Consider the following 20,873-nt stretch of genomic DNA (forward strand, 5'->3'; position numbering starts at 1 on the left):
ATCGCGGGGCAAAATGACAGAGCTTCTGACCGCGGCGCAGATGCGCCAGATCGAGCAGGCAGCGATCGACAGCGGCGCCGTGACGGGCCTGGAACTGATGGAGCGCGCAGGCGCCGGCGTGGTCGAGGCGGTGTTCGAGGAATGGCCGGACCTGGGGCAGGGGGCGCATCGGGCGGTCGTCCTTTGCGGGCCGGGGAACAATGGCGGTGACGGGTTTGTCGTCGCGCGGCTGTTGCATGAGCGCGGGTGGGACGTGGAGGTGTTTTTCTTCGGCCAGTCCGAAAGCCTGTCACCTGATGCCCGCGCCATGCATGACCGATGGACGGCGACGGGAGAGATCTTGCCGATGGAACCGGGCCAGGCCGGGCAGGGGCCGCGGCCCGTCCTGCTGGTCGACGCCATGTTTGGCACCGGGCTGACCCGCCCGATCCCCTTGATTTGCGCGCAGGCCTTTCAGGCCGTCACCCAACGGAAACGAGTTTCGGGTACAACCCAGAGGGCTTGCCATGTTGTCGCCGTGGACGCGCCCTCGGGAATGGACATGGATTCCGGCGAAGTCCTGTACCCAAACTTCCAAGATGAAGTTGGCAGCGAAACCTTCCTGCAACGCGAGGTCTATCCTCGCAACTTGACGTGTGGCCTCTGCGTCACCTTCCACCGTGCCAAGCGGGGGCACTACCTGGCGAAAACCGGGCGTCGCGCTCCTGTCGTGGTCGACATCGGACTTCCCGAAGGCCCGTCGTCCGGGAATGCGGCGTTTCTTGCAGGGGCACTCGACGACCCCGCCCGGATTCGGTTGATCGATCCGGAGCCCGGCCGCACGCGAAAACTCTGGCTTCGCCATGTCGCCCATCTGGGCGCGGGCGGGCACAAATACGATCGTGGCCATACCTTGATCCTCGGGGGCGGGGTCGGGCGCGGCGGTGCGGCCCGGATGGCCGCCCGCGCGGCCCTGCGCGTTGGCGCCGGTCTGGTGACACTGGCGGTTCCGCCCGCCGCAGTTCAAGAAAACGCCGCCCAGTTGAATGCGATCATGCTGCGCCCGGTTGGGGGCGCGGATGAGCTGCGCGCCATGCTGGAGGATACCCGGCTCAGCTGCGTCGTGCTTGGCCCGGGCCTCGGCGTCGGTGCGAAAACGCGGGAATTGGTGCTGGCCGCCCTGAACAGCGTGAACCGGCGGGTGGTGCTGGACGCCGATGCGCTGAGCAGTTTCGCCGATGACCCCGAACCGCTTTTCGAGGCACTGGGACCGTCGGCGGTTCTGACACCACACGAAGGCGAGTTTGCTCGGCTTTTCCCCGACCTGTCGGAAAGCGCCAGGCATTCATCCTTGGCCGCGCCTCCGATGTCCAGGATCGACGCCGCGCAGGCGGCTGCGGCCCGCTGTGGGGCAACGGTCCTCCTCAAAGGTCCCGCCACCGTGATCGCCTCGCCCGACGGGACGACTGGCCTGCACCCGGCGCTTTATCATCGCGCGGCCCCTTGGCTGGGCACCGCTGGTGCGGGGGATGTTTTGGCGGGTATGATCGGCGGGTTGCTTGCGCATCCGATGGCGGAGTTTGGCGTTCACAAAGCGGTGGAGGCGGCGGCATGGCTGCACGTCGAGGCTGCGCGCAGTTTCGGCCCCGGCCTGATCGCCGAGGACCTGCCCGAGGAACTGCCCAAGGTGTTTCGCGCGCTGGGGCTGTGACGCCTGTCAGGCGGTGACGCCGGTTGTGGCAGAGGCCAATTCCAGCCCGTCCGCATAGAGGATATGCGGCCTGTCAAAGGCCAGCTCGACCAGTTGCATGTCGATCTCGCCCGCGCTGCGGATGAACTGGCCGTCGATCAGCCGCGACAGGGGCACCAGCGCCCGGTCCTTGCCGAACAGCGCCCGTGCCCGCCAGTCGCGCAAGAGCACCTCTTGCGCGGCGGGCAGGACCAGCGTCAGGTCGGGCCGCATGTGCCCCAAGCTGCCGGGTGCCACGAAAACCGCTGGCAGGCGCCTGCGCCGGGGCCGCAGGGCGACCAGCCGCGCCGTCCCGCTGTCTCGTGTGATGATCCGGTCCCCCGGGGCGAGATATTCGACTGGCAACGCGCCATCGAGCGTCAGCACAACCGTGCCGAGCGGAAGCGCATTGCAAGCGGGATTGGCGGGGGATCGGCGCTGGGATTCCACGCCGCTGCCACGCCGGACCATGTCATGGGCCATCGTCTCTTATTCCTGTATGTTACTGCCGGTCTTTTCTTGTTTTGCGGCAGGATAGGCCAAGATCCGGTTTATGTCGCCCGGAATTGCATAGGCTTTTACAGGAATTTTCCGCTCGCCTCGGTCCCGGCGCTTTGCTATTCAGCGCGTCGTTGCGGGTGTGGCGAAATTGGTAGACGCACCAGATTTAGGTTCTGGCGCCGCAAGGCGTGGGGGTTCAAGTCCCTCCACCCGCACCATCTCAAGCCTTTGAAATTAAGGAATGCCCTGCAAACATGGGGTGTAGTCCGTTCTGTGGTTGCATCGGTGGTTACAATCCGGGGCCGCGGATGGCAGGCAATACGGCGCCAGATCAACTTGCGTTGAGCCTGTACAACCGGCGGCTCGCTTTCGACGAAGAACCGCGCAACGAGCCGCGCGGCGCGCCGGTCGGGAGTGACGATCTTCTGGTAGACCGCCTTCGCGCTGCCACGGCGGGCCGTTCTGGGGATGGTGAACTTGTTCAGTTGGTCGATCGTCCGCGCGCTGTGCCAGGCCGAGTTGGAGGCGCTGGCACGTATTTCCGAACGTGACGAGGGGGACACCGGTACTCCTACGGCAGGGATCACCGTGAACGTCCAGCCGCCGGAGAGCGCACCGGAGCGCGTGAGCTTTGAGCGCCTGGCGCGACGACCTGTTGAAGGAGGTGTCGCCGAAGACGGTGAATGACATCTGCCTGTCGACGGTTCGCTCCCTGTTTGCCCGGGCTGTCGAGAACGATCAGCTGCCGGAGAACGTGGCCGCCAGGGTGAAGCAACCCAAGCCGAAAAAGGTCTACAGCCCTGCGCGCGGATACACGGCCCAGGAAACCCTGCAAGTTCTGCGCGCTTGCGCGCCGATGACGGACACCTTCCGAAGCCTCCGTGAGGAGGAGACATCGGTGAATAGGAAGCGATGGGGGCCGTTGCTCTTTGCGTAACCTGCGCGCGCGTCGGCGAGAGTGTCCAGCTGCGCAAGGCCGATATTCGCCAGGTGGACGGCAGGTGCGTGCCGCGGTCCCTCCAGGCGCGGGAACGGTCAAGGCCGGTGGCTGTCGCGACGTGCCGTTGCACGACCAGATCATCGAGCAGGGCTTCGTCGACGTTGTGCGGGCGGCCGCCGAAGGGACCCTGTTTCACAATGAGACCGACCCGGTGAAGTACAAAACGGCCGCGAAGATTGTGGGCAACAAGCTGTCTGACTGGCTGCGCAGCAGCGGGCTGACCCCGAAAACGTCCGGATTGCTCAACCGTATCATCCCGGCGATTGACGAGGTTCTCAGCGCAGGCGGGCTCGCGCGTCCCGAGGCGCCGCCCGAAGCGACGCCCAAGGCCTTTGACGACCCGCAATCCGGTGACGAGGGGCACCGGGGATGATGGTCGTCGTCGTGTCCAGCGCGCCGCCCCGGCTGCGCGGTCGGCTGGCGGCCTGGCTGGTCGAGGTTCGCGCCGGGGTCTACGTCGGCACCTATTCCGCGTGCAGACGCCAGATGATCCGGGAGCAGGTCCTTGGCGGTATTGAGGCGGGAGATGCGGTCATGGTCTGGAAAGCGCTGACCGATCAGGGAAATGATTTCAGAACGGCCGGAGCCAATCGGAGACCGCCGGTGGATTTCGATGGATTGAAGCTGGTCAGCTTTCTCGCTGAGCGTTCAAAGTGAAGCGGCAAATGCCACCGATCAGTCGGTACATTCTTTGACATCGAGGAAATCTCGGTAGATCAAGTGTCTGCAGGAAGACTGTTCCCCGCACACGCGGGGATGAACCGCGCGACGGGGGGAATGTGCTCTATGACCGGCGCTGTTCCCCGCACACGCGGGGATGAACCGCGCAACTGAATGTTGATGTTGTCCTGGGTCGACTGTTCCCCGCACACGCGGGGATGAACCGGTGTCACGCATTACACCACCTTATCCCGCAGGCTGTTCCCCGCACACGCGGGGATGAACCGCGCGATGGTGGCGAAACCGTCGCTGTCTGTGCCTGTTCCCCGCACACGCGGGGATGAACCGCCGTCAGAGGCGTTCAGGCTGTCCCAGAGGGTCTGTTCCCCGCACACGCGGGGATGAACCGATCACGCAGGGAACAGCGGTCAGTTGCAGCGCCTGTTCCCCGCACACGCGGGGATGAACCGTTCTGGCACGACCGCTGGCTGTCGTCTCGCCTCTGTTCCCCGCACACGCGGGGATGAACCGGACCGGCTGCGCAGGCGGGCGCGGTCGGGGCCCTGTTCCCCGCACACGCGGGGATGAACCGCAAAAGGAGAAGGCCAGCGGTCCGTCGCTCAACTGTTCCCCGCACACGCGGGGATGAACCGCGGTGGCCGACGATGCCACGCAGCGCACCCTCCTGTTCCCCGCACACGCGGGGATGAACCGGTGACCAGCGCCGGGTCACCGGATGACCTGGCCTGTTCCCCGCACACGCGGGGATGAACCGCGCTTGCCCGGCGCCGAAAACCTTGGCGATTTCTGTTCCCCGCACACGCGGGGATGAACCGGAGCTACCGGAGGCGTCGTTTCGGCGGTTGCGCTGTTCCCCGCACACGCGGGGATGAACCGTGACATTCACAGGAATTGCCCCGGCGTCCGAACTGTTCCCCGCACACGCGGGGATGAACCGTGGTATCCGATCCGCAGGGCGGCGCCGTCGCTCTGTTCCCCGTACACGCGGGGATGAACCGTCGACAGTCGTTGTCGGAGACGTTGTGGCTTGCGAAACCACAGGACGTGTGCGTTCCCGGATGTCACCCGCGCTGCACATGTTTCGTGCTCTCAAATGGGTTTACCTTTGTGTTTCCGGGCAAGTGGAATGAGTTTTCCAACGGTGCGCGAGACCAAAATGATCAAGCTGTCTGCTGATCATTTGACCCGCTTGCGCAGTTGCGTGACGCCTTGGGGGAAGCCACGTTTCCGCCACGCTTGGGGCCGCGCTCAGGCGAGCAAAGCCGCGCGGTAGTTCAGCGGGCGTCGCATCTGCCACGGTCACGGCGCCGCCGAATATGCGCTGAAAGACAGCGACATCCGGGCCCATGCAGATGGCGGCAGTGCTCATGGCCTGCGCACGGCTGTGGGCAAGGCAGTATGAGTCCGCATCCTGGATGGAAACTCGCCAGTGGAGGCCTCTGGCGAGCCAGTAAGCCCTATTTCTCCAGGTCCCCGTAGAGCGCACCCGGGTTCAGAATCCCCAAAGGGTCGAGCTGCTTTTTCAGCGCGCACATGACCGCTAGTTCTTCGCGGCTGCGGCTGTGAGTGATCCATCGCGCTTTCAGACGGCCAACTCCATGTTCCGCAGTCACGGCGCCATTCCAGTTGCCGAGCAGCGCGTAGATGGCCGCCTCGATCCTTTCCTCTGCTTCCGCACTGCCGTCATGGGCCACCAGCAGATGCACATTCCCGTCCGCGACATGGCCGGCCTTCAGCGTACCCGCCGCGTCCTTCAGACCCGCAAGCAAAGCGTCGGCGGCATTGCAGAACTTTCCGAGGTCTGACGGCGCAACAGCGATGTCGAAATTGATGTGGGGGCCAAAGTCCGTGTCGACTTCGCCGATGGCCTCGCGGATCTTCCACAGGGACAGCGTTTCCGCCAGAGACTTGGCAAGGACGCCGTCCTCGGCGATGCCGTTTTCGAAGAGTTCGGCGACGAAGGCCTCCAGCGCGTCTTCGCGGTTCGCATGATCGGTTTCGACTTCGATCAGTACGTAGAAACCGTGCTGCCCGCTGATCGGTGCCTTGGCGAGGTGGGATTGACGGCACACGAACTCCCAATAGTCCGGCCACATGCCTTCAAAGGCGGAGATACGCGATCCGAACCACCTGCGTGCGACGGACAGACAGGACAGCGCCGCGGCGTGATCCGGAACGGCGATCAGCGCCAGTGCACTGTCGGGAATGTTCTGGCGCAATTGCAGCACAGCCCGCGTCACCACGCCCAATGTGCCTTCGGACCCGATCAGGAGGTGTTTCAGGTCAAGGCCGGAATTGTCCTTCACCGTTTTGCCGAGGCGCGAGAGGATGGTGCCGTCCGACAGCACCGCCTCGAGTCCCAACACGTTCTGCCGGGTCATGCCGTGCTGCAGCACGCGGATGCCCCCGGCATTGGTGGCAATGGTGCCGCCGATGGTTGCCGTGCCCCGGGCGCCGATGTCGACCGGATAGTCCAGCCCCGCCTCGCGGGCCGCGATCTGAACGGTCTCAAGGGGCGTACCGGCCCAAACCGTCATCGTCATGCCCTCGGGATCAAGTTCGATCACCCCGGTCATGCGCTCTGTCGAGAGAACCACGGCGCCGGCCGGACTGCAGGCGCCGCCGGACAGGCCGGTCCGGCCACCTTGTGGCACCAGGGCGATGCGATGGCGCGTGCAGATCTTCAGCGCCTGGGCCACCTCTTCGGTGGTCGCCGGCCGCAGCACAGCGAGTGGGCGTGTCCCGACCAGGCCCGATTGGTCCGACGCGTAGCGGTCGCAATCTGCCGGGTCAGTCAGAAAAGCCTTTGTCCCGAGCGCTGCGGCAAGTTCTTTCAGACCGATCGCGCAATCGGCGTCGAGTTGTACGCCAGCTTTCTTCATCTATGATGCGCTCCTTGTAACTTTCCCGCCGGAGGCAGAGGGCCCGCCATGTCGTCCACCAAGATCCTCAGCCGCTTGCCCGGGCTTCGTCATTTCGTCGAGGTTGCGCGGCTGGGCTCGTTCCGGGCGGCGGCGGAAAAGCTGCATGTGGCGCCCTCGGCTGTCAGCAAGCAGATCAAGAACCTCGAGTTGAGCCTTGAGGTCGAGCTTTTCAGCCGGGACCGGGGCCGCAAGGGGCTGGAGCTGACCGAGGCCGGGGAAATCCTGCTTTATCGCTGCGCCTCGGTGCTCAACGAGCTCAGCATCGCGACAGACGAGATCGGCCAGTTGCAGGGGTTGCAGCGCGGCCATCTGCGGTTGGGCGTCAACGAGGTGCTGGCCTCGGATCTCTTGCCGGGCATCCTGCGGGACATGAACCGAAATCACCCGAACCTGATGTTCACGATCTTCGTCGAGAACACTCCGGAAATCCTCAGGCGGATGCACGAGGGCGACATCGACATCGCTTTGGGGTACAACTTTCCCTCCTCCCCGGATCTCGAAACGCTGGCGACTTTGCACAGGCGCACCTACGTGATCACCGCGATGGATCACCCGATGGCGCGGATGCGCAGAATCCGGTTGGAAGACATTGCAGGCGAAAGGTTCATCTTTCCCCACCACTCCATCGGGCTGCATCAGATGTTGCAGGACGCCCTGGTGCGCAACAATGTCGATGTTCAAGAGGTTCTGAGCACCAACAGCTTTTCCCTTTTGCGGCAGATGGTGGAGGACGGAATGGGCATCAGCATCGTCATCGGTCGGTTCCTCCAGTACAAACGTGAGAACATCGCCTTCATCGAGCTGGAGAACCCGTCCTTCATAAACAAGCCTTTGTCTTGTTGTCGTATGGCCGGACGTACTCCGACGGCGTCCTCGGTTGCCTTCGCAGCGGCAATCAAGACGGTCTTCGCGCAATACGGCGGGTGATCCGATCATCTCTCGGCCAGCGGCGCGCGGTTATAGTTCTTGTAGATCAGGTAACGTGACGGCGTGCGCCCAAGCGCCCCGAACCATTGCGGCACATGCGGCCCCATCCAGATCGCATCGCCCGCGCCCACGGGATACCATCGGTTGTCCAGCCGGTAGACGCCGCCCCCGTCCAGCATGAGCAATCCGTGTTCCATGAAGTGAGTCTCGACATAGGCAAGCGAGGCGCCGGGGTGAAAGTTCATGATGTTGAACTCGCCATCGAAGGCCGGGTCCGTGGGCAGCATCTTCTGCACGATCAGCCAGTCGTCCCCGCGCAGGGGTGTGCCCTCGATCCCGCTGACAGAGCCGAACAGGGGAGCGGGGATGTCTCCATGCGCCAGGAACCGCCATTCCAACAGGACAAAGCGCGTCTCAGGGGATGTGGACAACAGGGCATCGTGGGAGGGCGGCAGGAAGGCATAGCCCTCTGGGCGCAGGGTCTTGCCCCCTTCAAAGGACAGGGCCCCTTGCAGAACAAAGACGAAGCGCGCCACGCCCTCGGCGGCGGGTCCGATGTCTGTCAGTCCGGCTTCGGCGCGGACAAGGGCCATCGCGAACTTTGCGCCCATGTCGGGACTGATGAGAAAGGCAAGCTCGGCTCCCGGCCAGTCCGGCTGGGTGATCCATTCATGGCTTTCCGGCGTCAAAAGGGCGTGATTGCGCTGGATGTCGGATCGGGTCTGGCCGAAATTCGGTGTCATGTCAGCTCTCCGTCGGGCGCGTGCCCGCATAGGTCAGGATCAGCCCGCGCAGCAGGGCAGCGCGGCGGGCCAGAGGCGGGACAAGGATATGCTCCCGGGACGAATGCCAGTCGTTGCCGATGGCCCCCAGGCCATCCAGAGTGGGCACGCCGGCGGCGCAGGTGAAATTGCCGTCGCTGCCGCCGCCGGAGCGGGTCTCGAACATCGGTGCCCCGAGATCCGCGTTGATCTCCACGGCCCGCGTGAACATCGCCAATGTCTCCGGCGTGCGGGCAAGGCAGGGTTTCTCGATCTCGCCGGACAGCGCGATGGCCACGTCAGGGTCTGAGCCGGTCAGCCCGCGCAAACGGGCCTCTACCGCCTCGCCAAGCGCGTCATCGGCAAAGCGCACGTCGATGTCACAGGCGGCATGACCCGCAACCACGTTGGGTTTTGTGCCGCCGCGCACGCGTCCCACGTTCACGGTGGTTTCCGTCTCGAGGTCGGTCAGGGTTGCCAATGTGCCGATGGTGCGCGCCATTTCCAGAATGGCCGAGCGCCCGTCGGCAAAGGCGGAGCCTGCGTGGCTTTCGCGTCCGTGAAAGTCCAGCGTGTACTTGGCCCGGCCCTTGCGAAAGGTGATCGCCTCGTCGCCGCGTGCCGGTTCCGGGATCAGCGCCGCGCCGTGTTTCCGCGCCTCTGCCTGGATCAGTTCGTATGAGGTGGGCGAGCCGATCTCCTCGTCGGAATTGTAGATCAGCGTGACCGGGCCGGGCAGGGTGGTGCCGCTTGCCACGATGTCACGCATCGCGCAGAGCGCGAGATACCCGCCCCCTTTCATGTCGGCGATGCCCGGGCCGTATTGCCGGTCGCCGTCGCGCCGGATCTCGACCGTGCCGGGGGCGCAGACCGTGTCGATGTGGCTGGTCACCAGCACGCCGGGTCCATCGCCACCCGCAAAGCGGGCAACCAGGTGATCGCCCATCCCGTCGCGACCGGGGATGCGGTCGATCTCACAGCCGAGCGGCTCCAGCTCGCTGGCGATCAGGTCGATGAGTGACGCAATGTTTTCGACCGACCCGGTGGGTGTGTCGATCTCGACCCAGCGCAGCAGGCCGTTCAGGATGTCTTCGCTATCCATTTTCATTGTTCAGCTCAGGCTGTCCGCGTAGTCGCGCCAGATCGAGGGCGCGAGTTTCAGGTGGGTCGAGGAGGGATAGTGCGCTGTCCAGTGTTCAGCGATCTCGGCCCCGGTGACCGCCCATACGCCGGGATGCGCCAGCGCCTCGCGCAGGAAGGACGCCAGATTTTCAAAGCGGTGCCCCCAGCCGGACCGGGCGGGCGAGACGCACAGGTTGAAATAGCGTCCGCGCCGGTACTGCGCGCGGAACTCGGCCCGCCAGTTGCGCAGAAGTGCCCCGGGCCGTTCCAGCCCGGTGCCCTCGCGAGGGAACATCAGGAAGAAGGTGTCGTCGAAATGATAGTAATAGGGCAGGGCGAGCAGCGCCTCGGCCTTTGCGGCATCGGTGACCCAGTAATAGGGGGCATCGTCCGCAAGCCCGTTCCCGATATAGGCGTAGCCTTGAGCCTTCAGCAGGGCGACGGTCTCATCTGTTGCACATCCGGTGGCGGCGCGATCATCGGGCCGCGACAGGGCAAACCAGCCTTTTGGCGCGGTTCCGGTGACGCGGGTCAGGACCTCGGTGGCACGCTCCATGTGCGCCGCCTCCTGACCGGGGGCCAGTGCCGCGGGATCCTCGCCCAAAAGCCCCTGTGCGGCGATCTCATGCCCCTGGTCAAGGATGCGCGCGATGACGTCCGGGTAGGCCTCGGCCACAAGGGCAGGGGTGGCAAAGGTGGCGCGGAGTCCCAGTTCGGCGAAAAGCGCCAGAAAGGCATCGAGACCTTCGTTCAGAGCAAAGTGCCATGTCGGATAGGCGAGGTCCTTGGCCGCAATGCCCTTGGCCGTTGCGGCGGGATTCAGATTGACCGTCAGGCCAAGCGCCATCTGCTGCCCGTCGGGCCAGATCACGTCGCCATCACGGATGCCGATTTCGTCGGAAGTGGTGTAGTTGTCTTTCCAGGGCATGGGTTACTCCGACAGGTCTTTCAAAGGGTGCTGAGCGAGCACATGCTGGGCGAGGTCGTCACATGTGGGAAACCAGACGCCGGGCAGGGTTTTCATCCGCTGGATCAGACGCTGGATCATGTCGACCCGCATGGCGTGGCCGGAAACGAATGGGTGCAGCAGGAAGTTGACGTATCCGCCCTGCCGGTATTGCTGTTCGAAAGCGTCCCACCAGATCTCGAACACCTCGTCCACGTCCATGACGCGCTGGGCCTGGTTTGGCGTGTCGAGCCAGCCGAAGCTGAAAAACATCGCGTCGTCCAGCGCGTAGTGGAAGGGCAGTTGCAGGATCGCGTTCTCGCCCCCGGCATCCATTTCGTAGAATGGCATGTAGCTGGCGGAGGTGAAGGAGTTGTAGACAACGCCCTTGGACGTCAGCAGCCCCGGCGTGTGACTGGAACGGGTGCCGGTCACGGGCTTTCCGGCAATCGAGGACAGCGCGGCTAGCGTGCGGGACAAATGCGCGTCTTCAATGGCCGGATCGGGATAAACCTCGTGTTCCCACATATGGTCGGCCAGTTCGTGCCCCCGCGCGACGACATGGTGCAGCACGTCCGGGTACAGCTCGCAGATACGCCCCGGCGTGAAGAGCGTGACCTTCACGTCTTCTTCGTCGAACATCTCCATGATGCGCCAGACACCGACGCGGCCACCGAACTCTCCCTTGGCCCTCTGGCCCCAGGGTTCGTTCAGCAGGCGCCGCAGCAGCATGGCATCGAAGTCGAGCGTGAAGTTGACGGCGATCTTCACACCCTCGGGGTAGGCGAAATCCGGGATCGGGATACGTCGCTGGCGCTGAAAGCGTGCGGTGTCGACAAGGCTCTGGAACGCATCGGCGGGGGTGGTTTGGTTCATTCTGCACTCCTGAGATAAGGGGTTGCGGCACGGGGCAGGCCGGCGCGGTACTGGATCACGGCCTCGGCAGCTTTCAGTCCGGCGATGACCGGGTTTACGATGGGCACGCCGGTGGCCCGTGCGAGCCGTTCCGGCAGGCCCGGGGTAAAGGAAAGGGCAAAGCAGCCCAGCACCAGCACATCGGCTCCTTGCGCCACGCAGGCGCGGGCGCGGTCGATGATCACGGGCAGGTGGGTTTCCGGATCTCGGTTGAGATCGGTCACCGAACAGCCCAACGTGACCTCAGAGAGGAAACTGCCCTCGACCCCAATGCCGCGAATGCGGCGGCGCAGGCCCGGCGGCGTTGGGTCAGAGGACAAGACAGAGAAACGCTCGCCCAGTTGCACCGCTGCCAGAATGCCGGCTTCACCCGGACCGATGACCGGCAGGCCGGAAACTTCTGTCAGCGCCTCGACGCCCGGATCGCTGAAGCAGCCGATCAGGACCGCCTCTAAGTTGGCGCCCGCCCATGTGGTGGCGGCGTCGCGCAGGGCTGGAAAGACCGCTGTGGCGTCGGCGGCGGATTCGATTGCCGCGGGTCCGGTGTCGGGTGAGGCGATTTCGACCTGCAGCGCGGGCGCCCATGCCTGCATCATCCGCTGCCTGCGCGCCACGACCTCGGGCCCCCGGGTCAGGTGCAGCGGGCTGGCAAGCTGATACAGGACGCGCGGGCGCGCGGGCAGGCTGTCCGACGGATCGGGCATCGGGTGAACTTTCTGTTGTGGCCGACTGAAACCGGGTCAGAAGGCGCGTTGCAGGCCGACGAGTTTCTGGACAATCGCCACGCCCAGGATCGACAGGAGGATCGACAGGGTGGCGGCGGCGGCCGCGGTGGGCTTGAACTCGTAGGTCAGGAAATCGAACAGGGCGAGCGGCAGCGTGTTGCCCCCCAGTGGCTTGAGCAGCAGCGAGATGGTGTAGAGATCGAAGCTGTTGATGAAGGCAAAGATGCCGCCCATCGCCAGTCCCGGCATCACCAATGGCAAGATCACCAGGCGGAAGGTCTGCCACCCGGTCGCGCCCAGGCTGGCCGACGCCTCTTCCAGCGAGGCCGGCACCTGCCGCATGGCCGCAGCGATGGAGACATAGGCATAGGGGAAGGACATCAGGATGTGGCCCATCTGAAGGCCGACCACGGTCTTGCCCAGCTCGATCTTGTAGAGGAAGAACAGCAATCCCACGGCGGTCAGCAGTTCGGGCACCAGCAGCGGCAAGGTCATGCCCAGCTGGAACCAGCCCGACAACCGGCCAGAGAGGACCTGCCCCGCGAGCGCCGCCATCATGGCGACGGTCATCGTGACCACGGCGGTGATCGCGCCGATGCGCAGCGACATCAGCAGCCCATCGACAAGGTCCCGCCGCTCGAAGAACTCGAAGTACCATTTCAGGGAAAGACCCTGTGGCGGGAAATCGATCAGCAACCCGCCGGTGAAGGACGCGCCGACGATCATCACCAGCGGGGCCATCAGAAAGACGTAGAGCAACACGATCAGGGCGCCGAAGGCGATGTTCACAGGCCCCTGGTGGCTGAAGGCGGAGGTTGCACCACTCATGCCTTGGACCTTTCCATCAGTTTTGCGGTCAGTGCGGTGAAGATCGCCACGACAACAACGGTCGAGAGCGAGAGCACAATCGCCAGGGCCGAGCCGAAGGGCCATTGGAAGGTGCCCGTCAGTTCCCCGATGATGAGCGTCGGCATATAGCTGACCATCTGCCCACCCAGCAGCGCAGGGGTCACGAAGGCGGCGACGGCCAGCACGTAGACAAGGATGACGCCGGGATAGATGCCCGGAAAGCTGAGCGGCAGGATGATGTCCCGGAACACGTCGCGGCGGGTGGCGCCCATCGCGGTCGACGCCTCGATCAGGGTGGGAGAGATGTTGCGCAGTGCATTGTTGATCGGCAGCACCATGAAGGGCACGAAGACGTGGACCAGTGCCAGGATCACCAGCCCCTGGGTGAACAGCAGCCGCAAAGGCCGCTCGATAATGCCCAGGGCCATCAGTGTTTCATTCAGCGGTCCGTTGAGCGCGGCCACGATCATCCAGCCGAAATTGCGGACCAGCACGCCGGTCATCAGCGGCGATGCGATGCAGGCATAAAGGAAGACCGCCTTCATCCCCTTGGCTTTCGACATGTGCCAGGCGATCGGGTAGCTCACCAGAAGGCAGAGCACCGTCACCGTGGCCGCAGTCAACAAAGAGCGTAGAAGAACGCCCCAATAGTAGGTATCGCCGAAGATACGGAGGTAGTGCGCCAGGGTGTAATCCTCGCCGAAGGGATCTTTCGTTCCGGTCGTGCGAAAGCTCATCTCGGCCATGTTCGTGATCGGAAGGATCATGAACACGAAGATCAGCGCGATGGCCGGGATCGCCAAAAGCAGTCTCGGATTGGGCAGTCTCATGGCGCGACCTCGGGCATCAGCCAGGCGTGGCTGCGGTCGATTGCAATGCCGACCGTGTCCCCCTTGGTGACAGGCGTGTTGGGTTCTGCCGACAGTTTCAGGACGCTGTCATCGGGCAGGGTGATCTCGCAGTGCAGCGCGGACCCAAGGAACGCCGATTTTGTCACAATGCCCCGGAAGGTGCCTGCCTCGGGCGCGGTCAGCTCCAGCGCCTCGGGCCGCAACAACAGCTCGGCCGGAGCGCCAGCGGCAATCCCGGGCACGCCGTCAAGGTCCAGTGTCGTGCCCGCCGCAGCGATGGAATAGTGTCCTTCGCCGTGTGGCGTGACATCGGTGCAAGGAAGGAAATTCGCTTCGCCAGTGAAATCGGCGACATAGCGTTCCGTCGGTTTCTGGTAGATCTCGCGCGGCGTGGCGAATTGCGCCACGCGCCCCGCTTTCATCACCGCCACCATGTCCGACATGGCCATGGCCTCGGATTGGTCGTGGGTGACGTAGAATGCCGTGATGCCCGATTGCTGTTGCAGGTCGCGGATCAGCCAGCGGACCTCGTCGCGCAGCCGGGCGTCAAGGTTGGCCAGAGGTTCGTCCAGAAGCAGCAGTTTGGGTTTCAGAACCAGTGCGCGGGCCAGGGCCACACGCTGCTGTTGCCCACCTGAAACTTCGCGTGGGAGACGGTCCCCCAGACCGCCAAGGCGAACGAGATCCATCACTTCGTTGACGCGGGTGGTCAACTCGGACTTCGACACCTTCTGGAGCTTGAGTCCGTAGCCGATATTCTCGGCTACGGTCATATGTGGAAACAGGGCGTAGTTCTGAAAGACCACGCCGAAACCGCGACGGTTGGCAGGGGTGGAGAGGATGGACACCCCCTCGACGGTTATTTCCCCGCCGTTGGGTTCGAGGAAACCGGCCAAGCACCGAAGCGTGGTGCTCTTGCCGCACCCGGAGGGCCCCAACAGCGTCACCAACTGGCCGGATTCGGCCTTGAGTGACACGCCATCGAGCGCAAGAAAATTGTGGTACCGCTTGCGCAGATCCCTGACTTCAACCGTCGCCATAGTTCAGATGGTCCGTTCCCAGAGGTCGTTCAAGCTCGGCATGATGGCCAGAGTTTCGTCCCAGTCAAACCGGATCGCCTGGCTGACCACTTCAGGTTGCAGCGGCCATTTCTGCAGGTCCTCGGGCAGTTCCACCGTCTTGTTGGTCGGCGCAATCAGCCAGTTCTCTGCCATCCAGAGCTGGATTTCGGGCGACAGGACGAAGTTGATATAGTCGAAGCCCAATTGCTTGTCCGGGTGGTTCTTGAAGACCGAGAAGGAGTGATCGAAGACCAGCATGCCTTCTTCCGGCACGACGTAGTCGATCGGCACGCCCTGTTCCTGCATGGTCTTGACCTCGCCCAGGTCGATCGGTGCGACGGAGATCTGCCCCTGGGTGAGCAAGGGGGTCAGCTGGGCCGAGTAGCCGATCTGCGGGAAGGGTGCGAGCTCTTTGAACTTTGCCACGGCGGTTTCGACGTCGTCACGCCCCGAGCCGAAGTGCTCGCCCGCCCACATGGCCATCATGGTCGCGGCGGAGTTGGTGATCTTGTACAGACCCAGCTGTCCCTTGAAGCGGTCGTCCCAGAGGTCTGCCCAGCCCTTCGGCGGCTCGGACACCAGGTCGGTGCGGTAGGCGATGACCAGCGGGGCCAGCATACCGGTGACGGCGGTATTGCCTTTCAGGATCGCCGGTTCGATCACATCGGCCATGTTCGGCACGTTTTTCGGGGTCAACTCGGCGAAATACCCGTCATTGCGGATCATCGCCGTGTATTTCTCATTCAGCATGACAGCGGGGAAAGGCGGATTCTCGGGGCCGGCCGCGCGGAAGCCCGAGATCCAGGCCATCCCGAGACCGATGTCCAGGTCGAAGTCGCGGCCGATCTGTTCCGAGAATTTCGGCATCACATGTTGGCGCCAGTCGTGTTCCCAGCGGCCGCCGAACATGTTGACGATAAATGTGTCGGACTGCGCAAGCGCGGGCAGGCCTACGGCGCCGAGAGCGGCGGCACCGGCGGAGGTCTTGAGAAAGTTTCGGCGGGAAAGTGTCATTCTATGTCTCCTGTTGGATTTCACGTTTATTCTAGATTGCGGGGCTGCCGGGGGAGGAGCCAGCATACCCCTTGGGACCCGCCCCTGGTGAGGGCGGGATCACGGTGAGCGGCTACATCTCGATTTTCTCCGGATCGAGCCGCAGGTCGATCAACATGGGGCCGGTCCGTGTCGCGATGGCGGCGCAGGCCGCATTCAGGCTGTCCGGATCTTCGACCCGGAACGCATTTAACCCCAGGGCTGTTGCGGTGCCCGCAAAATCTATCCTGGCGATCATCGAGAGGCCGGGATTCATCTTTCTGTTGGTGAACTGGACATGCTCTGCGCCATAGCTGCCGTCGTTACAGATGATCACGACGAGGTCGACGTTTTCCTGCACCGCGGTGATCAATTCGCTGAGACCCGAAAGCGCGAAGCCTCCGTCGCCGGCAACAAGAACGGTGGGCCGATCATCTATCGCTGTCGCGGCCCCGATGGCCTGACCCAGGGCGCAGCCGATCGCCCCAAAGTGCGAGGTAAACACAAGGTCCTGCGGACGCGTGACCGGCATGTTGCGCCATGCGGTGGTGACAAAACGCCCAAGGTCCGCCACCAGAATGCGGTCCTGTGGCAATGCCTGGTGCAGGCGGCGCAGGGCCGGACCCAAATCAAAGGTGCCCTGTGCAGTGACAGAGGGCGTGGGAAGACGGGCAAAGGCCTCAGCTTCGGCTGTCAGCCGGGCCGCAAGATCGGCGTCACAGGCGCCCGATCCCGGGATCTCGGCCATGTCGAGCAACTCGGTCATGGCATGGGCCGTGCCGGCGATGTCACCGATCAGGCGCAATGTCGGGTCATCCAGCCGCGGGTTTTCTTCGGCATCGGCAAGAACCTGAACAACGCGCTTGCCCTTGGTGTAGGCACGTTCTTCCGTCGTGTGCTTGCTCAGGCTCGCGCCAAAGGCGAGGATGCAGTCCGACTGCATGATGACATCGGTTGCGGTCGGGTGGCTCAGGCCGCCGCAGATGCCCAAGTCGAAAGGTGCGCCTCGGAATAGCCCCTGAGCTTTCAGCGTGGTCGCCACCGGGGCCTCGATCCGCGCGGCCAGTTTCAGCAAAGCGGCGCGGGACTCTGGAGCGATGGCGCCACGGCCGGCCAGGATCAGCGGGCGGCGCGCCGAAGCGAGCATGCCAGCCGCGTCTTCCAGCGCCTGACCCGAGGCGGGGGCGGTGGTAATATCGGGAACGGGTGTCACATTCCCGCTGTCCGGTACGTCCTCCCATTGCAGGTCTACCCGCATGTTGAAGACGACCGGGCACCGGCGATGCGCGGCGATCCGAAACGCGCGGTCGAGGTCATGTATTGCGGTCTCCGGGCGGCGCATCTCGACGAACACGGCCCCCGTGGCCGCGACCACCTCGCGCTGATCTATTTTCTGAAGGTGCTGGACATCGCCCGGAGGTGTGTCGCCGCAAAGGACCACAAGGGGGATCCCGCCGCGCGCGGCCTCGGCCAATGCGGTGGATACATTTGTAAGGGCCGGGCCGTGGGTGATGGTGGCGACCCCGGTGCGCCCGGTGGTCTGGGCAAACCCGATGGCGGCCAGAACCGCGTTCCCTTCATGGGTGCAAGGCACGTAGCGCCCCAGTCTCGCATCGACATATGAGTCCACCATGAACAGGTTCGCATCTCCGACAAGGCCGTAGACATGGGTCACTCCGTGACCCGAAATGGCCTGCGCGAGACGCTGATGCAGCTTCATGGTTTGGACTGTGTCTTTCATGATGTGCCGTTCGAAGTTGCCGTCTGATAGCCGTTACTATACTTGCCCGGTTTGGTGAAAAAAGATCATTATTGGAATGAATAAGGTTCCATAAAGTGTTTACTCCTGTCCTGTAGTGCCGTCGGTTTCTTCTGTTCCCGAGCAGAAGAGTGCGAGGAAATTCCATGCCAGGGGGGGCAGTTCGCGAGCGGCCGCGAGGCATGGAGCGACCGTGACGACATGCACGGACGCTTGCGTCAAATGGGGGCAAATCAGTGCCTTGCTGCCGGGGCTGCGGGCCTGCAACTTCTTGCAGGTGGTGACACTGAACAGGCGCCGGTACACCGCATGACAGGGCAGTGTGCCGGTGCCCATTTGCGTCGCAGGAATGGCCTCGGGTCTTGGGGCCCGTGGACGTCCCGGGGGTTGCTCGGTCCTCAAAGGGGATGCCTCGGGGCGCCGACACGGTCCAGGGGGCAATCCTGCCGCGAGTGTCTTCAGGCCTGCCACCTGCGGTCCCCCCTTCGCGTCGTCGAGGTCTGGCCCCTACCGGACCCTTCCCTCTGACCTCCGCGGGCAGACCCTTCGGCACTTTTCCCAGGCATTGAAACGCGTTAGCTCTGTTTCCGTTATGGAAGATGTCGGAACAGGGTTGCTATGATGAGTAATGGGCGGGTATCGCCGATCGAACTGTACCTCGGGAATGGCCGGGCGCATAACGTCGTTCGGCGTCATGGCGGTGCCGTCGAAATGACCTGGCAAAGGAGCCCCGGCACGGACGGAAGTGGCGTCAGTTGGAGCCTGTCGCAGTTCCGGACATCGGGACCGGACAGTGTCGAGGTCACAAGTTCGCGCAATACGGGTTTCGTGTTCACGCAGGTCGTTCTCAAGGGTGGTTTCGAGGCAGAGCTGGCCTGCGGTCGGCGCTACCTGGACACCGCGCCAGGGTTGATCCGGCCCAGTGTTTCAGGCGCGCTGTATCGCTTCGGGGCTGCAGACAACGCGATCTTTGGCACACTGGCCTCGCTGGAGACGGTGAAGGACTGGTTCGGCGGCCCGGTCCCCAAGGGGGTTCGGCCCTTGCTCGAGGGCGGAAGCCGCACCTACCACCGCGCGCGGGCCTTGCCGGTGCACCTGCGTGAGGCATTGATGACGGCCCTGTCGAGCAACTCGCCGCTGGGGCGCCGCATGGTGAGCGCCGCCGCCCAGCAGATCCTGGGATTCCACCTGCAAAGCCTTTGCGAGGACGGCGTGCCGCGCGTGACGCCCCTGGCTGGCAGCCTTGCCCGCGACGCGCATGCGCTTTTGCAGGAGTGCCCGGAGGATCCGCCCTCGCTCGCCGATATCGCCCGCCAGTTCGGGGTCTCGCCACGCCGGCTGGATCGGGCCTACCGCGCCGAGTTCGGCACCAGCTTTAACCGGTCGCTGCAACAGGTTCGTTTCGCCGCAATCTGTTCCGCCCTGCAAGAGGGGATGCCGATCAAGGTCGTGGCGCACAGGTTCGGCTATTCCAGTGTCAGCAACTTCTCATCGGCCTTCCGTCGCCGGACGGGACTGCCGCCGCGCCAATGGCTTGAACGACAAGCGGCCCCCTGGTCCTGACCGGGTCAGAGGGGCGGACGCGCAGGTCATTCGCAAACAATCTCTGCAGGAAATCAACAAAGAAGCCAGTGGGGGGCCGGATCGGTCCCCCGTAGGGTCCCGCGTGCGGAGTTTCTCCGCGCCGGGCGCGGTGGCCGGATCAGCCCCCCGTTGTCGGTACACCGCGCCCGGTTGAGCACAATCACAGCAAAGGAGAACGATACCCTATGCCGACATCTTATGAGTTCGGAAGTTCGGTTGGTTCGGATGGCACTAGCGGCAGTTGGTTCGACACCGCGGGGACAGTCACCGCCGTGGTGGATGATGGCAGTATTCTGCCCGGAGACGAAGTAACGCTCTCGGGGTTTGAAGATTTCACAATGGTGGACGGCGGTGTGTCCGGCGGGACCGGCTATTTCCTTGGGAACGGAACGTTTGATGGTGTGACCGGCTATGTTTTCGGCAGTGCCGACACCGTGGCCGGCAACACGGCTTTCTTCGTGGTCTTTGACGCCCCCGACGGCGCCCAGTTCGGTACAGCCATGGGGGTCAATGAATACGCGGATGACCCTTCGTCCCAGGTGCTGGGAAGCGATACGGCCTGCTTTGCCTCCGGTACGCTGATCGCCACACCCGATGGTGAGCGTAAGGTCGAGGCGCTCAAGATCGGCGATCTCATCACGACGGTGGACGGTCGGGCCGTTCCTGTCCGGTGGATAGGGCGGCAGACGGTGCACAAGGCCTTTGCCTCGGCCCGCGTCCAGCCTGTACGGATCGCCGCCGGGGCGCTCGGGCGCGGGGCACCCTGCAAAGATCTTGTGCTGACCTCCGATCATGCGCTCATCCTGGATGGCGTGGCGATCAATGCCGGGGCACTGGTGAACGGGACGACCATCCAAGTCGTGCCGATGGAGCAGCAGCCGGAGCGTGTCACCTATTACCATGTCGAAACCGAAGCGCATGACGTCATCCTGGCAAACGGCTTGCCTGCCGAGACCTACGTGGACTTTGTCCGGCGCCAGGCCTTCGACAACTATCAGGACTACGTGGCGCTCTATGGTGAAGAGCGCAGCATCCCCGCGATGCCGCTGCCGCGTGCGTCCTCGGCCCGATTGATTCCCTGCGCGTTGCGCAGCCACCTGGGCCTGGACGGTTAGGTGGGGCAGGGGGCGCCGGTATGACCGGACGCCCCGCTGATCCGGGACTGTGTTCAAAAGGGGGGCAGGAAAGTGAGACCTTGGAGATGTCATCCTATCGCCTGCGGACCCTCATCTGCCGCCTTGGACAGCTGCCGGGCGCGAACCGTGTCGGGCAGGTCGGGCTGTAGCGGAAGGAAAAGGGGCATTGAATCACCGGGGCTATGGTTCGGGTCCGGGGCAGGGCGAGGTTCCCCTGCGTAACTGTCTCTCCTCGGCCTCGAATGGCACGAGGTCTTATGATAAAATCATTTAAAAGCAACACCTTGAGAGGCAATTTGAATTTTTTGGCGATCTCTCCAAAAAACTGCTTGCGGGTTTTGTTGGGTAACCGTAAAAGCCCCTTCACCGGCGGCGCTGAGGCGCTGGTCGG

General features: G+C 63.8%; 19 protein-coding genes, 1 tRNA gene and 1 CRISPR repeat array. Of the genes, 8 read left to right on the plus strand and 12 right to left on the minus strand.

What is annotated here, in order from left to right; genetic code table 11:
• Window positions 1-13 precede the first annotated feature (13 nt).
• Complete coding sequence (locus KZZ07_RS18710) at window positions 14-1,690, plus strand: NAD(P)H-hydrate dehydratase (RefSeq protein WP_219516389.1); 1,677 nt, start codon at window positions 14-16, stop codon at window positions 1,688-1,690.
• A 6-nt stretch (window positions 1,691-1,696) separates the two neighbouring features.
• Here KZZ07_RS18710 and KZZ07_RS18715 read toward each other — a convergent pair whose 3' ends face one another.
• Entirely contained in the window at window positions 1,697-2,191 is a 495-nt protein-coding gene (locus KZZ07_RS18715) for a Hint domain-containing protein (protein ID WP_255564444.1), read from the minus strand.
• A gap of 151 nt (window positions 2,192-2,342) precedes the next feature.
• Here KZZ07_RS18715 and KZZ07_RS18720 point away from each other — a divergent pair.
• The 4 genes from KZZ07_RS18720 to cas2e all read left to right on the plus strand — a co-directional run bounded on the left by KZZ07_RS18720 (window position 2,343) and on the right by cas2e (window position 3,866).
• Window positions 2,343-2,427: transfer RNA gene (locus tag KZZ07_RS18720), tRNA-Leu, on the plus strand.
• Window positions 2,428-2,840: 413 nt separating this feature from the next.
• Complete coding sequence (locus KZZ07_RS18725) at window positions 2,841-3,146, plus strand: site-specific integrase (protein ID WP_219516390.1); 306 nt, start codon at window positions 2,841-2,843, stop codon at window positions 3,144-3,146.
• A gap of 64 nt (window positions 3,147-3,210) precedes the next feature.
• Complete coding sequence (locus KZZ07_RS18730) at window positions 3,211-3,582, plus strand: site-specific integrase (RefSeq protein ID WP_219516391.1); 372 nt, start codon at window positions 3,211-3,213, stop codon at window positions 3,580-3,582.
• Window positions 3,579-3,866 carry a type I-E CRISPR-associated endoribonuclease Cas2e gene (gene cas2e / locus KZZ07_RS18735; protein WP_219516392.1) on the plus strand — a complete coding sequence of 96 codons (288 nt, stop codon included), beginning with the start codon at window positions 3,579-3,581 and terminating at the stop codon, window positions 3,864-3,866. Before KZZ07_RS18730 ends, cas2e begins: the two co-directional genes overlap by 4 nt.
• A 78-nt stretch (window positions 3,867-3,944) precedes the next feature.
• A CRISPR array of direct repeats spans window positions 3,945-4,888; the repeat unit is 29 nt; unit sequence CTGTTCCCCGCACACGCGGGGATGAACCG.
• Between the two features lie 459 nt (window positions 4,889-5,347).
• On the opposite strand, the gene KZZ07_RS18740 is transcribed toward cas2e, so the two are convergent.
• A complete protein-coding gene (locus KZZ07_RS18740) occupies window positions 5,348-6,772 on the minus strand; it encodes an FAD-binding oxidoreductase (protein WP_219516393.1) in 1,425 nt (474 codons plus the stop codon).
• A gap of 48 nt (window positions 6,773-6,820) precedes the next feature.
• On the opposite strand from KZZ07_RS18740, the gene KZZ07_RS18745 reads away from it, so the two are divergent.
• Window positions 6,821-7,741, plus strand: a complete 921-nt coding sequence (locus KZZ07_RS18745; protein WP_219516394.1) for a LysR family transcriptional regulator — start codon at window positions 6,821-6,823, stop codon at window positions 7,739-7,741.
• Between the two features lie 5 nt (window positions 7,742-7,746).
• Here KZZ07_RS18745 and allE read toward each other — a convergent pair whose 3' ends face one another.
• From allE to KZZ07_RS18795, 10 genes are all read right to left on the minus strand, one after another.
• On the minus strand, window positions 7,747-8,484 hold the full coding sequence (allE, locus tag KZZ07_RS18750; RefSeq protein WP_219516395.1) for a (S)-ureidoglycine aminohydrolase: 738 nt from the start codon (window positions 8,482-8,484) through the stop codon (window positions 7,747-7,749).
• Between the two features lies 1 nt (window position 8,485).
• Window positions 8,486-9,604, minus strand: coding sequence for a M20 family metallopeptidase (locus tag KZZ07_RS18755; protein ID WP_219516396.1), 1,119 nt, complete (start codon window positions 9,602-9,604; stop codon window positions 8,486-8,488).
• Window positions 9,605-9,613: 9 nt separating this feature from the next.
• Window positions 9,614-10,552, minus strand: coding sequence for a polysaccharide deacetylase family protein (locus KZZ07_RS18760; RefSeq protein WP_219516397.1), 939 nt, complete (start codon window positions 10,550-10,552; stop codon window positions 9,614-9,616).
• 3 nt (window positions 10,553-10,555) lie between these two features.
• Window positions 10,556-11,446, minus strand: a complete 891-nt coding sequence (locus KZZ07_RS18765; RefSeq protein WP_219516398.1) for a polysaccharide deacetylase family protein — start codon at window positions 11,444-11,446, stop codon at window positions 10,556-10,558.
• The gene (locus KZZ07_RS18770) at window positions 11,443-12,189 is read right to left on the minus strand and encodes an aspartate/glutamate racemase family protein (RefSeq protein ID WP_219516399.1); all 747 of its coding nucleotides are present in this window, start codon (window positions 12,187-12,189) and stop codon (window positions 11,443-11,445) included. Before KZZ07_RS18770 ends, KZZ07_RS18765 begins: the two co-directional genes overlap by 4 nt.
• 36 nt (window positions 12,190-12,225) lie before the next feature.
• A complete protein-coding gene (locus KZZ07_RS18775) occupies window positions 12,226-13,038 on the minus strand; it encodes an ABC transporter permease (protein ID WP_219516400.1) in 813 nt (270 codons plus the stop codon).
• Window positions 13,035-13,889, minus strand: a complete 855-nt coding sequence (locus KZZ07_RS18780) for an ABC transporter permease (RefSeq protein ID WP_219516401.1) — start codon at window positions 13,887-13,889, stop codon at window positions 13,035-13,037. Before KZZ07_RS18780 ends, KZZ07_RS18775 begins: the two co-directional genes overlap by 4 nt.
• Window positions 13,886-14,950 carry an ABC transporter ATP-binding protein gene (locus tag KZZ07_RS18785; protein ID WP_219516402.1) on the minus strand — a complete coding sequence of 355 codons (1,065 nt, stop codon included), beginning with the start codon at window positions 14,948-14,950 and terminating at the stop codon, window positions 13,886-13,888. The genes KZZ07_RS18780 and KZZ07_RS18785 overlap by 4 nt, the downstream gene beginning before the upstream one ends.
• A gap of 3 nt (window positions 14,951-14,953) precedes the next feature.
• Window positions 14,954-15,985 (minus strand): ABC transporter substrate-binding protein, encoded by a 1,032-nt coding sequence (locus KZZ07_RS18790; RefSeq protein WP_219516416.1) that lies wholly within the window; start codon window positions 15,983-15,985, stop codon window positions 14,954-14,956.
• 112 nt (window positions 15,986-16,097) lie between these two features.
• Window positions 16,098-17,744: a thiamine pyrophosphate-binding protein gene (locus tag KZZ07_RS18795; RefSeq protein ID WP_219516403.1), complete on the minus strand. Its 1,647-nt coding sequence runs from the start codon at window positions 17,742-17,744 to the stop codon at window positions 16,098-16,100.
• Between the two features lie 729 nt (window positions 17,745-18,473).
• Here KZZ07_RS18795 and KZZ07_RS18800 point away from each other — a divergent pair.
• Both KZZ07_RS18800 and KZZ07_RS18805 read left to right on the plus strand, forming a co-directional pair.
• The gene (locus tag KZZ07_RS18800; protein ID WP_219516405.1) at window positions 18,474-19,325 is read left to right on the plus strand and encodes a helix-turn-helix domain-containing protein; all 852 of its coding nucleotides are present in this window, start codon (window positions 18,474-18,476) and stop codon (window positions 19,323-19,325) included.
• A 206-nt stretch (window positions 19,326-19,531) separates the two neighbouring features.
• Window positions 19,532-20,461 carry a Hint domain-containing protein gene (locus KZZ07_RS18805; protein ID WP_219516406.1) on the plus strand — a complete coding sequence of 310 codons (930 nt, stop codon included), beginning with the start codon at window positions 19,532-19,534 and terminating at the stop codon, window positions 20,459-20,461.
• Window positions 20,462-20,873: the final 412 nt, after the last annotated feature.

Origin of the sequence: Mameliella sp. CS4, from assembly GCF_019392335.1 — a bacterium.
Lineage (GTDB): Bacteria > Pseudomonadota > Alphaproteobacteria > Rhodobacterales > Rhodobacteraceae > Antarctobacter.